Genomic DNA, 14,424 nt, shown 5'->3' with positions numbered 1-14,424 from the left:
ATATTTGTTATAAATAAATAGTGAGTTAAATCACATTTTCGCTTAGCTGGGTAAGGAATTCAGAATATAGCCCGGGTGGGGTGAATAGCAAAAAGGCCCAGTCTTCCGACTGGGCCTTCTGCTTTATTTGATGCCTGGCAGTTCCCTACTCTCGCATGGGGAGACCCCACACTACCATCGGCGCTACGGCGTTTCACTTCTGAGTTCGGCATGGGGTCAGGTGGGACCACCGCGCTAGTGCCGCCAGGCAAATTCTGTCATCAACACACCTTCCGGTCTGTCAATCTAATCTGTATCAGGCTGATTATTGTCTCTCTTCCGCCAAAACATCTTCGGCGTTGTAAGGTTAAGCCTCACGGTTCATTAGTACCGGTTAGCTCAACGCATCGCTGCGCTTACACACCCGGCCTATCAACGTCGTCGTCTTCAACGTTCCTTCAGGAGACTCAAAGTCTCAGGGAGAACTCATCTCGGGGCAAGTTTCGTGCTTAGATGCTTTCAGCACTTATCTCTTCCGCATTTAGCTACCGGGCAGTGCCATTGGCATGACAACCCGAACACCAGTGATGCGTCCACTCCGGTCCTCTCGTACTAGGAGCAGCCCCCCTCAATTCTCCAGCGCCCACGGCAGATAGGGACCGAACTGTCTCACGACGTTCTAAACCCAGCTCGCGTACCACTTTAAATGGCGAACAGCCATACCCTTGGGACCTACTTCAGCCCCAGGATGTGATGAGCCGACATCGAGGTGCCAAACACCGCCGTCGATATGAACTCTTGGGCGGTATCAGCCTGTTATCCCCGGAGTACCTTTTATCCGTTGAGCGATGGCCCTTCCATTCAGAACCACCGGATCACTATGACCTGCTTTCGCACCTGCTCGCGCCGTCACGCTCGCAGTCAAGCCAGCTTATGCCATTGCACTAACCTCCTGATGTCCGACCAGGATTAGCTGACCTTCGTGCTCCTCCGTTACGCTTTAGGAGGAGACCGCCCCAGTCAAACTACCCACCAGACACTGTCCGCAACCCGGTTCACGGGTCCACGTTAGAACATCAAACATTAAAGGGTGGTATTTCAAGGTTGGCTCCACGCAGACTGGCGTCCACGCTTCAAAGCCTCCCACCTATCCTACACATCAAGGCTCAATGTTCAGTGTCAAGCTATAGTAAAGGTTCACGGGGTCTTTCCGTCTTGCCGCGGGTACACTGCATCTTCACAGCGAGTTCAATTTCACTGAGTCTCGGGTGGAGACAGCCTGGCCATCATTACGCCATTCGTGCAGGTCGGAACTTACCCGACAAGGAATTTCGCTACCTTAGGACCGTTATAGTTACGGCCGCCGTTTACCGGGGCTTCGATCAAGAGCTTCTCCTTACGGATAACCCCATCAATTAACCTTCCGGCACCGGGCAGGCGTCACACCGTATACGTCCACTTTCGTGTTTGCACAGTGCTGTGTTTTTAATAAACAGTTGCAGCCAGCTGGTATCTTCGACTGATTTCAGCTCCACGGGTAAACCGCTTCACCTACATATCAGCGTGCCTTCTCCCGAAGTTACGGCACCATTTTGCCTAGTTCCTTCACCCGAGTTCTCTCAAGCGCCTTGGTATTCTCTACCTGACCACCTGTGTCGGTTTGGGGTACGATTTCGTGTTACCTGGAGCTTAGAGGCTTTTCCTGGAAGCAGGGCATTTGTCACTTCAGCACCGTAGTGCCTCGTCATCACGCCTCAGTGTTAAAGTGAACCGGATTTACCTGGAACACACACCTGCACGCTTAAACCGGGACAACCGTCGCCCGGATGACATAGCCTTCTCCGTCCCCCCTTCGCAGTAACACCAAGTACAGGAATATTAACCTGTTTCCCATCGACTACGCCTTTCGGCCTCGCCTTAGGGGTCGACTCACCCTGCCCCGATTAACGTTGGACAGGAACCCTTGGTCTTCCGGCGAGCGGGCTTTTCACCCGCTTTATCGTTACTTATGTCAGCATTCGCACTTCTGATACCTCCAGCATGCCTCACAGCACACCTTCGCAGGCTTACAGAACGCTCCCCTACCCAACAACACATTCGTGTCGCTGCCGCAGCTTCGGTGCATGGTTTAGCCCCGTTACATCTTCCGCGCAGGCCGACTCGACCAGTGAGCTATTACGCTTTCTTTAAATGATGGCTGCTTCTAAGCCAACATCCTGGCTGTCTGGGCCTTCCCACATCGTTTCCCACTTAACCATGACTTTGGGACCTTAGCTGGCGGTCTGGGTTGTTTCCCTCTTCACGACGGACGTTAGCACCCGCCGTGTGTCTCCCGTGATAACATTCTCCGGTATTCGCAGTTTGCATCGGGTTGGTAAGCCGGGATGGCCCCCTAGCCGAAACAGTGCTCTACCCCCGGAGATGAATTCACGAGGCGCTACCTAAATAGCTTTCGGGGAGAACCAGCTATCTCCCGGTTTGATTGGCCTTTCACCCCCAGCCACAAGTCATCCGCTAATTTTTCAACATTAGTCGGTTCGGTCCTCCAGTTAGTGTTACCCAACCTTCAACCTGCCCATGGCTAGATCACCGGGTTTCGGGTCTATACCCTGCAACTTAACGCCCAGTTAAGACTCGGTTTCCCTTCGGCTCCCCTATTCGGTTAACCTTGCTACAGAATATAAGTCGCTGACCCATTATACAAAAGGTACGCAGTCACACCCCAGAGGGTGCTCCCACTGCTTGTACGTACACGGTTTCAGGTTCTTTTTCACTCCCCTCGCCGGGGTTCTTTTCGCCTTTCCCTCACGGTACTGGTTCACTATCGGTCAGTCAGGAGTATTTAGCCTTGGAGGATGGTCCCCCCATATTCAGACAGGATACCACGTGTCCCGCCCTACTCATCGAGCTCACAACCTGTGCGTTTTTGTGTACGGGGCTGTCACCCTGTATCGCGCGACTTTCCAGACGCTTCCACTAACACACAAGCTGATTCTGGCTCTGGGCTCCTCCCCGTTCGCTCGCCGCTACTGGGGGAATCTCGGTTGATTTCTTTTCCTCGGGGTACTTAGATGTTTCAGTTCCCCCGGTTCGCCTCATTAACCTATGGATTCAGTTAATGATAGTGTGACGAATCACACTGGGTTTCCCCATTCGGACATCGCCGGTTATAACGGTTCATATCACCTTACCGGCGCTTTTCGCAGATTAGCACGTCCTTCATCGCCTCTGACTGCCAGGGCATCCACCGTGTACGCTTGGTCGCTTAACCTCACAACCCGAAGATGTTTCGTGAAACATCCTCAGTTGCGAAAATTTGAGAGACTCGCAGAACAGTTTGCACTGCTCTGTGTTTCAATTTTCAGCTTGATCCAGATTTTTAAAGAGCAAATATCTCAAACATGACTCGTGAGTCAGTTTTGAGATACGGTGGCCGGTGACTTTCACTCACAAACCAGCAAGTGGCGTCCCCTAGGGGATTCGAACCCCTGTTACCGCCGTGAAAGGGCGGTGTCCTGGGCCTCTAGACGAAGGGGACACTGAAGTCTCAATCGCAAGACGCCTTGCTTCTTTCTTTTCATCAGACAATCTGTGTGAGCACTGCAAAGGCAGGTTCTTTAAGGTAAGGAGGTGATCCAACCGCAGGTTCCCCTACGGTTACCTTGTTACGACTTCACCCCAGTCATGAATCACAAAGTGGTAAGCGCCCTCCCGAAGGTTAAGCTACCTACTTCTTTTGCAACCCACTCCCATGGTGTGACGGGCGGTGTGTACAAGGCCCGGGAACGTATTCACCGTGGCATTCTGATCCACGATTACTAGCGATTCCGACTTCATGGAGTCGAGTTGCAGACTCCAATCCGGACTACGACGCACTTTATGAGGTCCGCTTGCTCTCGCGAGGTCGCTTCTCTTTGTATGCGCCATTGTAGCACGTGTGTAGCCCTGGTCGTAAGGGCCATGATGACTTGACGTCATCCCCACCTTCCTCCAGTTTATCACTGGCAGTCTCCTTTGAGTTCCCGGCCGGACCGCTGGCAACAAAGGATAAGGGTTGCGCTCGTTGCGGGACTTAACCCAACATTTCACAACACGAGCTGACGACAGCCATGCAGCACCTGTCTCACAGTTCCCGAAGGCACCAAGGCATCTCTGCCAAGTTCTGTGGATGTCAAGACCAGGTAAGGTTCTTCGCGTTGCATCGAATTAAACCACATGCTCCACCGCTTGTGCGGGCCCCCGTCAATTCATTTGAGTTTTAACCTTGCGGCCGTACTCCCCAGGCGGTCGATTTAACGCGTTAGCTCCGGAAGCCACGCCTCAAGGGCACAACCTCCAAATCGACATCGTTTACAGCGTGGACTACCAGGGTATCTAATCCTGTTTGCTCCCCACGCTTTCGCACCTGAGCGTCAGTCTTCGTCCAGGAGGCCGCCTTCGCCACCGGTATTCCTCCAGATCTCTACGCATTTCACCGCTACACCTGGAATTCTACCTCCCTCTACGAGACTCCAGCCTGCCAGTTTCGAATGCAGTTCCCAGGTTGAGCCCGGGGATTTCACATCCGACTTGACAGACCGCCTGCGTGCGCTTTACGCCCAGTAATTCCGATTAACGCTTGCACCCTCCGTATTACCGCGGCTGCTGGCACGGAGTTAGCCGGTGCTTCTTCTGCGGGTAACGTCAATTGCTGTGGTTATTAACCACAACACCTTCCTCCCCGCTGAAAGTACTTTACAACCCGAAGGCCTTCTTCATACACGCGGCATGGCTGCATCAGGCTTGCGCCCATTGTGCAATATTCCCCACTGCTGCCTCCCGTAGGAGTCTGGACCGTGTCTCAGTTCCAGTGTGGCTGGTCATCCTCTCAGACCAGCTAGGGATCGTCGCCTAGGTGAGCCGTTACCCCACCTACTAGCTAATCCCATCTGGGCACATCTGATGGCAAGAGGCCCGAAGGTCCCCCTCTTTGGTCTTGCGACGTTATGCGGTATTAGCTACCGTTTCCAGTAGTTATCCCCCTCCATCAGGCAGTTTCCCAGACATTACTCACCCGTCCGCCACTCGTCACCCGAGAGCAAGCTCTCTGTGCTACCGTTCGACTTGCATGTGTTAGGCCTGCCGCCAGCGTTCAATCTGAGCCATGATCAAACTCTTCAATTTAAAAGTTTGATGCTCATCGAATTAAACTTCGTAATGAATTACGTGTTCACTCGTGAGACTTGGTATTCATTTAGCGTCCGTGGACGTCAAGAATCCATGTCACTTTGAGTGCCCACACAGATTGTCTGATAAATTGTTAAAGAGCAGTGCCGCTGTGTTTTCGCTGCGGCGCGGGGTGTGCATATTACGCTTTCCCGCTGCGAAGTCAACTGAATATTTTCAGAATTCTTCACCTGACAGGCCGGTGTGTTTGCCGTTGTGCCGTGTCAGTGGTGGCGCATTATAGGGAGTTAATTCCGGCTGACAACCCCTAATTTAAAAAAAGTTACCGTTCGCTCACTTTCCAGGCAAAACCACTGAAGAAGGTGAATTTTTGCTTGGTTTTTAAGTAAAAGACCACCTTCTTAGAAGGTGGCTTTTGAGAATGCCCCCTGTAAGGGGGGCTATTGTCACTTTCCGCTTACTACTCTAGCAATTCCATTTGCTGTTCATGTATTTGTTCCGTTTTCTCCTGATGCCTCACATATCGTCTGATAATTTCCTCGTTCACAACGACAGTATCTACAAAGTAGCCACGTGACCAAAAGTGGTTGCCCCATAGCTTCTTTCTTATGTGTGGGAAACGATTGTAGAGTCTGATTGCGCTGCGACCTTTCAGATGCCCCATTAGAGTTGATATCGAGATTTTCGGCGGGACTATTACGACCAGATGTACATGATCTGGCTGAACATTTAGCTCCAGAACCTCACAATCCTTTATTCCGCAGAGAATGTAGATTGTCCTGTAAAGTTCCTTGCCCAACTTATCTTTCAGGATTCTGAAACGGTACTTAGGCGTCCAGACTATGTGGTATTTACAACGCCAATATACATGTGATGAACTCCTGTAAAGCCCCATGTCGGTTTGTCTCCTTTTACTTGTGGTGAGTAAGCAGAGATATTCCGGCATGGGCATTCTTCAGGCTATAGCCTTACAGGATCAATCACCACCTCCCCAGGAGGTGGTTTAGGGGTGACAACAAAAACGAGCCCCGCAGGGCCCGTTTTCTTATATTTGTGACTTACTGCACTGCCACAATACGATTGTTTTTCACTACCAGCTCAACCGTTTTCCCCGGAATCAGCTCACCGGAGAGAATTTGCTGCGCAAGCGGGTTCTCGATTTGCTGCTGGATGGCGCGTTTCAGCGGACGAGCCCCATACACTGGATCGTAACCATTCGCACTCAGCAGTTTCAGCGCTTCTTCAGAAATCGTCACCGTATAGCCACGTTCTTCCAGGCGTTTGTACAAACGTTGCAGTTGGATCTGCGCAATAGAAGCAATATGTTTTTCACCCAGAGGATGAAACACAACCACCTCATCAATACGGTTAATGAATTCAGGGCGGAAATTCTGGCTAACGACACCCAATACCAGTTCTTTCATATGACCATAATCAAGATCGCCAAAACGCTCCTGAATCAGGTCAGAACCCAGGTTAGATGTCATAATGACCACCGTATTACGGAAATCCACGGTTCTGCCTTGCCCATCCGTCAATCGCCCGTCATCCAGTACTTGCAATAAGATGTTGAACACATCCGGGTGCGCTTTTTCCACTTCATCCAGCAGGATGACGGAGTAAGGGCGACGACGCACCGCTTCGGTCAGGTAACCGCCCTCTTCGTAGCCGACATATCCCGGAGGCGCCCCCACCAGACGTGAGACGGAGTGTTTTTCCATAAATTCGGACATATCGATACGCACCATCGCATCGTCACTGTCGAACATAAAATTCGCCAGCGTTTTGCACAACTCGGTTTTCCCCACCCCGGTTGGCCCAAGGAACAGGAACGAGCCAATCGGGCGATTAGGATCTGACAACCCCGCACGGCTGCGGCGGATCGCATTCGATACCGCTTCAACGGCTTCATCCTGACCAATCACCCGATGATGCAGATCATGCTCCATGCGCAGCAATTTTTCGCGTTCGCCTTCCATCATCCGCGCCACCGGAATACCGGTCCAACGCGCCAGTACTTCAGCGATTTCCGCATCGGTTACGCGGTTACGTAACAAACGCATGGTTTTGCCTTCCGCCTGTGTAGCCGCAGCCAGCTGTTTTTCGAGCGCCGGAATTTTACCGTACTGCAATTCCGACATACGCCCCAGGTCACCATTACGGCGCGCCTGTTCCATCGCAATTTTCGCCTGCTCCAGCTCCGATTTGATGGTCTGCGTTCCGGAAAGCGACGCTTTTTCGGCCTTCCACTCTTCTTCTAAAGTTGAGTACTGGCGTTCTTTATCCTCCAGCTCTTCATTAAGCATGTCGAGACGCTTTTTACTGGCTTCATCTGACTCTTTCATCAGCGCCCGCTGTTCCAGCTTGAGCTGAATAATACGGCGATCAAGACGATCCAGCTCTTCCGGTTTCGAGTCAATCTGCATACGGATGCTTGATGCAGCTTCATCAATCAAGTCAATGGCTTTGTCCGGCAACTGGCGATCGGCAATATAACGGTGTGACAGCGTTGCCGCCGCCACAATCGCCGGGTCAGTGATCTGCACGTGATGGTGCAATTCATAACGCTCTTTCAGACCACGCAAGATGGCAATGGTATCTTCCACCGAAGGTTCTGCGACCAACACTTTCTGGAAACGACGTTCCAGCGCAGCATCTTTTTCAATAAACTGACGATATTCATCCAGTGTGGTTGCCCCCACACAATGAAGTTCACCACGCGCCAGCGCAGGTTTCAACATGTTACCGGCGTCCATCGCCCCGTCGGCTTTCCCTGCGCCCACCATCGTGTGAAGTTCGTCAATAAACAGGATGACGTTGCCTTCTTGTTTCGCCAGATCGTTAAGCACGCCTTTTAAACGCTCTTCGAACTCACCGCGGTATTTTGCCCCGGCAACGAGCGCCCCCATGTCCAGCGACAGCACGCGACGCCCTTTCAGCCCTTCCGGTACTTCGCCATTGACGATACGCTGCGCCAAACCTTCAACGATGGCAGTCTTACCAACGCCTGGCTCACCAATCAATACCGGGTTGTTTTTCGTCCGGCGCTGCAGTACCTGAATAGTACGGCGGATCTCTTCATCACGACCGATAACCGGATCGAGCTTGCCTTGTTCGGCGCGCTCGGTCAGATCGACAGTGAATTTTTTCAAGGCCTGACGTTGGTCTTCGGCCCCCTGATCGTTCACGTTTTCTCCCCCACGCATTTGATCTATCGCCTGAGTCACATTGGCGGTTGTTGCACCAGCGGATTTCAGCAAATCAGTTAGCGTGCCACGTGAATCAAGCGCAGCCAGAACAAAAAGTTCTGACGAAATAAAGTTGTCACCCCGCTTTTGCGCCAGTTTGTCGCAAAGATTAAGCATACGAACCAGATCCTGAGAAGGCTGCACATCGCCGCCGGTGCCTTCCACCTGCGGTAAGCGGCTTAACGCCTGTTCAATGGCGGTACGTAACTGGCCAGCGTTCACGCCGGCAGAGGTCAATAAAGGATGAATCGAACCCCCTTCCTGGTTCAGCAAGGCGCTCATTAAATGAAGAGGTTCGATAAATTGGTTGTCTTGCCCCAGTGCGAGCGACTGGGCATCGGCAAGAGCAAGCTGGAATTTATTAGTAAGACGATCCAGACGCATAACTCCTCCCATAACAGGTCAAAATTGCTACTGGAGATTAAATGAGGTCATCCCTCAATTATTCAAGGTGAATGACCTGAATTATGCGAAAGAAAACTTACGCGTACTGGATCGTCTTGATTCGTTAGGTTATATCAGCCAAATGAAACTTGCCATACGCCCGGTGACCTTGTCCCGGCGATAGGAGAAAAAATCCTCCGGTTGGCTAAAAGTACAGCGATCGCCGCCAAACACATGCTCCACGCCTGCGCTTGCCAACCGCTGGCGCGCAAGCTGGTAGATATCCGCAAAAAACTTTTCCCCAACCGGGCGAAAGGCGTCATCAGCACGGGGATCATGGGCCATAAACGCCTCCCTGACTTCCGGGCCAACTTCAAAGGCTTGCGGGCCAATCGCCGGACCAAACCACGCCAGCACATTTTCCGGCTTATCAGCAAAACACGCGACCGTCTCTTCCAGTATACCCGCGCATAAACCACGCCACCCCGCATGCGCAGCGGCAACTTCCGTTCCTTCGCGATTACAAAAGAGAACCGGCAGACAGTCAGCAGTCATCACCGCACAAACGGTACCCGGGGTGTTACTGTAGGAGGCATCCGCCCGCTTCGAGGTATAAGGCTCACCGTTGAGTTTCAGCACATCGGTGCCGTGCACCTGTTCAAGCCACACAGGTTTAGACGGTAAACCACCTTCCGCAAACATGCGCTTACGGTTTTCCTCCACCAGAAGGAGATCGTCACCGCAATGTGCACCGAGATTCAGGGAGTCATAAGGCGGCAGGCTAACGCCACCAATACGTGTCGAGCTACAGGCTGCAACATTCTTGGGTTGCGGCCAGTCCGGGCGGATCAGTTTGGTCATAACCAGGCCACTTCATCCTTATGCAATTCAAAATCAGCGCGCATCGCGTCGATAAGATCGACCATATCCTGCGGGATCGGCGCATGCCACTCCATCTCAATACCGCTGATCGGGTGATAAAGACGCAACATGGTGGCGTGCAAAGCCTGGCGATCGAACTTACGCAGTGCCTCAATAAACGCTTCCGAGGCCCCTTTTGGCGGACGCGGACGACCACCGTACAGTTGATCACCCACCAGCGGATGCGTGATATGCGACATATGCACACGGATCTGGTGCGTACGGCCGGTTTCCAGACGCAAACGCAAGCGTGTATGTATGCGGAAATGCTCCATGATGCGGTAATGCGTGACCGCCGGTTTCCCCATCGGATGCACGGACATATGCGTACGCTTCGTTGGGTGACGGCTGATCGGTTCTTCAACAGTGCCCCCCGAAGTCATGTGACCAATAGCAACCGCTTCATACTCACGTGTGATTTCACGCAGTTGCAAGGACTCCACCAGCCGCGTTTGCGCCGGCACCGTTTTTGCGACCACCATCAAACCGGTGGTGTCTTTGTCCAGACGGTGCACAATCCCTGCACGCGGAACATCGGCGATAGGCGGATAGTAATGCAGCAATGCGTTCAGCACCGTACCGTCAGGGTTACCGGCTCCGGGATGCACCACCAAATCACGAGGCTTGTTGATAACGATAATGTCGTCATCTTCATAAACGATATTTAACGGAATATCTTGCGGTTCAAAACGGGCTTCTTCTTCAATTTCAGCATTGATGGCAATGCTTTCGCCGCCCAACACTTTCTCTTTCGGCTTGTCGCTGACGCTGCCGTTGACCAGCACGCGCTGGTCGAGAATCCATTCTTTTATACGCGAACGTGAATAATCAGGGAACAATTCGGCCAAAGCCTGATCTAAGCGTTGACCGAGCTGGTTCTCGGATACCGTTGCGGTGAGTTGTACTCGTTGTGCCATATACAGCTTCTTCGTTAACGTTGGGTTTTACGGCTTTGCCGTTTAATATAGTGTGCTATTGTAGCTGGTCTTAGTCGGGAGCAGGAATAAAGAATCTCCCGCATTAACATTCTGAGGAAAGTCTAAACGTCATGACGCGCATGAAATATCTGGTGGCAGCCGCCACGTTGAGTCTGGCTTTGGCGGGTTGCTCCGGTTCAAAGGAAGTGGTGCCTGATAATCCACCAAATGAAATCTACGCGACTGCCCAGCAAAAACTGCAAGACGGTAACTGGAAGGCGGCAATAACGCAACTGGAAGCCCTGGATAATCGTTATCCGTTTGGTCCTTACTCTCAGCAAGTGCAACTGGATCTGATCTACGCTTACTACAAAAACGCCGATCTGCCGCTTGCTCAGGCCGCAATTGACCGCTTCATTCGTCTGAACCCAACGCATCCCAACATCGATTATGTGATGTACATGCGCGGGCTGACCAATATGGCGCTGGATGACAGCGCGCTGCAAGGGTTCTTTGGTGTTGATCGTAGCGATCGCGACCCACAACATGCCCGTGACGCATTTAATGACTTCTCTAAATTGGTACGCGGCTATCCGCAAAGCCAGTACGTTACGGATGCCACCAAACGCCTGGTCTTCCTGAAAGATCGCCTGGCAAAATATGACTACTCCGTAGCGGAATATTACACCGACCGCGGTGCCTGGGTTGCTGTTGTCAACCGCGTGGAAGGGATGCTTCGTGACTTCCCGGATGCGAAAGCCACGCGCGATGCGCTGCCGCTGATGGAAAAAGCCTACCGCGAAATGCAAATGAACGCACAGGCTGACAAAGTCGCGAAAATCATTGCGGCGAACAGTAGCGCCAGCTAAGACCAATCGCCTGAAAGACAAAACGGCAGCCCGCAGGCTGCCGTTTTTTTATTCGGTTTCACTTATTGCTGAAGCGGTTTAGCCCCAATCCATCCTATCAACTATGACCGCTATTTACGCGTTCGACAAGGTATATTTGCGCTCTTCCTGTCCTGCCTCACAAAACCTTTCCTTTGACAAAAAGTGACAAAATAATGTGATTTAAATCACACATTTTGACATTCACCACGGTATGCTGAAATCACCAAGACGGAAAGACAAGAGGTAAAATTTATGACAATGAACATTACCAGTAAACAAATGGAAATTACTCCGGCAATCCGCCAGCATGTCGCAGACCGTCTCGCCAAACTGGATAAATGGCAAACCCATCTGATTAATCCACATATCATTCTGTCTAAAGAGCCACAGGGCTTTATTGCGGATGCGACGATCAACACGCCGAACGGGCATCTGGTCGCCAGCGCAAAACACGAAGATATGTATACCGCTATCAATGATTTGATTAACAAGCTGGAACGGCAGCTCAATAAAGTGCAACACAAAGGTGAAGCACGTCGCGCCGCAACGTCGGTGAAAGACCCAAGCTTCGTTGAAGAAGAAGAGTAGTCTCTACATTGAGTCCCTATCCAACGCGCCTTCGGGCGCGTTTTTTATTGACAGAAAGAAAACAGTACGGGTACTGTACTTCAGTCACTCAAAGGAAAACTGCATGAAACTTGTACCGTTCTTCTTCGCATTCTTTTTTACCTTCCCCTGAACCGGGAGGCGATTCGTTTTGTGATAAAGAATGCGAAGACGAACAATAAGGCCTCCCACTCCGGGAGGCTTTTTTTTTTGATAACAATTAAAGGCAACAACATGACGGCTGAAAACCCCTTACTGGATTTACGTGTAAAAATCAGCGCGCTGGATGAACAGTTACTGACGCTGCTCGCCGAACGACGCCAGCTTTCTGTCGAAGTCGGCAAAGCCAAACTGCATTCACACCGTCCGGTGCGCGACATCGATCGCGAGCGCGATCTGTTGGAACGTCTGATTCAACTGGGTAAAGCGCATCATCTGGACGCCCATTACATTACCCGCCTGTTTCAATTAATCATCGAAGACTCAGTCCTGACTCAGCAAGCGTTGCTCCAGCAGCATCTGAATAAGATCAACCCCCATTCCGCGCGCATCGCGTTTCTCGGCCCCAAAGGTTCTTACTCCCATCTGGCGGCCCGCCAGTACGCTGCACGCCACTTTGAAGAGTTTATCGAAAGCGGCTGCCTGAAGTTCCACGATATCTTCAATCAGGTGGAAACCGGCCAGGCGGATTACGCCGTCGTACCGCTGGAAAATACCAGCTCAGGCGCAATCAACGACGTATACGATTTACTGCAACACACCAGTTTGTCGATTGTGGGCGAGCTGACGGTGCCAATTGATCATTGTGTGCTGGTTTCCGGCTCGACCGATCTGGAGCAGATTAAAACTGTTTACAGTCACCCGCAGCCGTTCCAGCAGTGCAGCCAGTTCCTGAACCGCTACCCGCAGTGGAAGATTGAATATTGCGAAAGCACCTCAGCCGCCATGGAGAAAGTGGCGCAGGCGAATTCACCCCATGTTGCAGCGCTGGGCAGCGAAGCGGGTGGAGCGCTGTATGGACTCCAGGTGCTGGAACGCAACCTGGCTAACCAGACGCAAAACATTACACGTTTTGTGGTGCTGGCGCGTAAAGCGATCGATGTTTCCGATCAGGTGCCCGCGAAGACCACACTGCTGATGGCCACCGGCCAGCAGGCTGGCGCACTGGTTGAAGCCCTGCTGGTGCTGCGCAAGCACAACGTCATCATGACGAAACTGGAATCGCGCCCGATTAATGGCAACCCGTGGGAAGAGATGTTTTATCTCGATGTTCAGGCTAACCTGCACTCCGATGGGATGCAAAAAGCGTTGCGCGAACTGAATGATATTACCCGCTCGCTGAAAGTGCTGGGTTGCTACCCGAGCGAAAACGTAGTGCCGGTTGAGCCCGTTTAACGCTCTTTGAACAGCGATTTCTTCATTCCTGCCACGCTAACCGGCAGGGTGAAGATCGCCCCCGAAAGCGGGTATTGCGCCACTTCGTCAGCATCCATATTTTCCCGCGTAGTAGTAATAAAAAGCGTTTTCATATCTTTACCACCAAAACAGACCATCGTCGGGCAACGAACGGGCAGCGAATACTCTTCCAGTCGTTCTCCCTGCGGCGAAAAACGCGCAATACGCCAACCATCAAAAATCGCGCTCCAGTAACAACCTTCCACGTCGACGGCAGCACCATCCGGTATACCTTCACCCGCCTTAAACCGGTGGAAGAGTTCACGTTTACCCGGCTCCCCCTGTTGATCCAAGGGCGTCCGATAGATCACACCGTTGGGCGTATCAGAGGTAAACATCCACTGACCATCCGGACTAAATGCCAGCCCGTTAGCACCATGAATGTCGCACTGCACCACTTTTGGTGTTAAATCATTATCAATACGCAATAGCAGTGCGCCATTGTAGTCACCCGGCCCCCAAAACGTGCCGGCATAAAAACGGCCCAGATGATCGGTGCCACCATCATTAAAGCGCGCCAGTTGCGGATTCGACGGGTTATCACACACTTTTTGCCGCAGCAGACCGCGCGGATCGGTTAACCAGATGGCGTAACGCATCGCCACGATAAAACCGCCCTTTTCCCGCAATGCAAAACAGCCAACCTCCTCCGGAAACGACAACACCGTATGTTCACCCGTCGCCAGATGATAGCGATGGATCTCCCCTTCAAGGATATCGGCCCAGTAGAGCGCCTGCTCCGGTTCACTCCAGGTCGGACATTCCGGCAAATGCCCGGTGTAATCAAACAGCGTTTTCAGCTCAGCCATCGCGCGTCCCTTAAATGAAAAAAGCCAGCGGGTAACCACTGGCTTTTCA

9 protein-coding genes, 1 tRNA gene, 3 rRNA genes and 1 other annotated feature are annotated in these 14,424 nt (G+C 52.1%); of the genes, 4 read left to right on the top strand and 9 right to left on the bottom strand.

Annotated elements, in window-relative coordinates:
* Positions 1-132 precede the first annotated feature (132 nt).
* The 8 genes from rrf to rluD all read right to left on the bottom strand — a co-directional run bounded on the left by rrf (position 133) and on the right by rluD (position 10,615).
* Positions 133-248: ribosomal RNA gene (gene rrf, locus O9K67_RS06330) — 5S ribosomal RNA — on the bottom strand.
* A gap of 94 nt (positions 249-342) precedes the next feature.
* Positions 343-3,250: ribosomal RNA gene (locus O9K67_RS06325) — 23S ribosomal RNA — on the bottom strand.
* 191 nt (positions 3,251-3,441) lie between these two features.
* Positions 3,442-3,517, bottom strand: a tRNA-Glu gene (locus tag O9K67_RS06320).
* Between the two features lie 85 nt (positions 3,518-3,602).
* Positions 3,603-5,142 (bottom strand): 16S ribosomal RNA (locus O9K67_RS06315).
* Together the 16S, 23S and 5S rRNA genes with 1 tRNA gene alongside form the textbook arrangement of a ribosomal RNA operon.
* Positions 5,143-5,605: 463 nt before the next feature.
* Positions 5,606-6,040, bottom strand: a complete 435-nt coding sequence (gene tnpA, locus O9K67_RS06310) for an IS200/IS605 family transposase (protein ID WP_061493626.1) — start codon at positions 6,038-6,040, stop codon at positions 5,606-5,608.
* Between the two features lie 163 nt (positions 6,041-6,203).
* Positions 6,204-8,777 (bottom strand): ATP-dependent chaperone ClpB, encoded by a 2,574-nt coding sequence (gene clpB, locus O9K67_RS06305; RefSeq protein WP_061493625.1) that lies wholly within the window; start codon positions 8,775-8,777, stop codon positions 6,204-6,206.
* 129 nt (positions 8,778-8,906) lie between these two features.
* A complete protein-coding gene (gene yfiH / locus O9K67_RS06300; RefSeq protein WP_061493624.1) occupies positions 8,907-9,638 on the bottom strand; it encodes a purine nucleoside phosphorylase YfiH in 732 nt (243 codons plus the stop codon).
* On the bottom strand, positions 9,635-10,615 hold the full coding sequence (gene rluD, locus O9K67_RS06295) for a 23S rRNA pseudouridine(1911/1915/1917) synthase RluD (RefSeq protein WP_061493623.1): 981 nt from the start codon (positions 10,613-10,615) through the stop codon (positions 9,635-9,637). The genes yfiH and rluD overlap by 4 nt, the downstream gene beginning before the upstream one ends.
* Positions 10,616-10,746: 131 nt before the next feature.
* Between rluD and bamD the strand changes: the two genes are divergently transcribed.
* The 4 genes from bamD (at position 10,747) to pheA (ending at position 13,506) form a co-directional block, all read left to right on the top strand.
* Complete coding sequence (gene bamD / locus O9K67_RS06290) at positions 10,747-11,484, top strand: outer membrane protein assembly factor BamD (protein ID WP_061493622.1); 738 nt, start codon at positions 10,747-10,749, stop codon at positions 11,482-11,484.
* A gap of 273 nt (positions 11,485-11,757) precedes the next feature.
* A complete protein-coding gene (gene raiA, locus O9K67_RS06285; protein WP_061493621.1) occupies positions 11,758-12,093 on the top strand; it encodes a ribosome-associated translation inhibitor RaiA in 336 nt (111 codons plus the stop codon).
* A 102-nt stretch (positions 12,094-12,195) separates the two neighbouring features.
* Positions 12,196-12,322 (top strand) — a sequence feature (Phe leader region).
* The gene (pheL, locus tag O9K67_RS06280) at positions 12,197-12,244 is read left to right on the top strand and encodes a pheA operon leader peptide PheL (RefSeq protein WP_100250063.1); all 48 of its coding nucleotides are present in this window, start codon (positions 12,197-12,199) and stop codon (positions 12,242-12,244) included. (Overlaps the previous feature by 48 nt.)
* Positions 12,323-12,345: 23 nt before the next feature.
* Positions 12,346-13,506 carry a bifunctional chorismate mutase/prephenate dehydratase gene (gene pheA, locus O9K67_RS06275; RefSeq protein ID WP_061493620.1) on the top strand — a complete coding sequence of 387 codons (1,161 nt, stop codon included), beginning with the start codon at positions 12,346-12,348 and terminating at the stop codon, positions 13,504-13,506.
* Here pheA and O9K67_RS06270 read toward each other — a convergent pair.
* Positions 13,503-14,375, bottom strand: coding sequence for an SMP-30/gluconolactonase/LRE family protein (locus tag O9K67_RS06270; RefSeq protein WP_061493619.1), 873 nt, complete (start codon positions 14,373-14,375; stop codon positions 13,503-13,505). The two genes, pheA and O9K67_RS06270, sit on opposite strands and share 4 nt — an antisense overlap.
* Between the last annotated feature and the right edge of the window lie 49 nt (positions 14,376-14,424).

This window comes from Kosakonia oryzendophytica (genome assembly GCF_027886705.1).
Lineage (GTDB): Bacteria > Pseudomonadota > Gammaproteobacteria > Enterobacterales > Enterobacteriaceae > Kosakonia > Kosakonia oryzendophytica.
The sequence above is the reverse complement of the archived record's forward strand: the minus strand, read 5'-3'. Positions and strand labels throughout refer to the sequence as shown.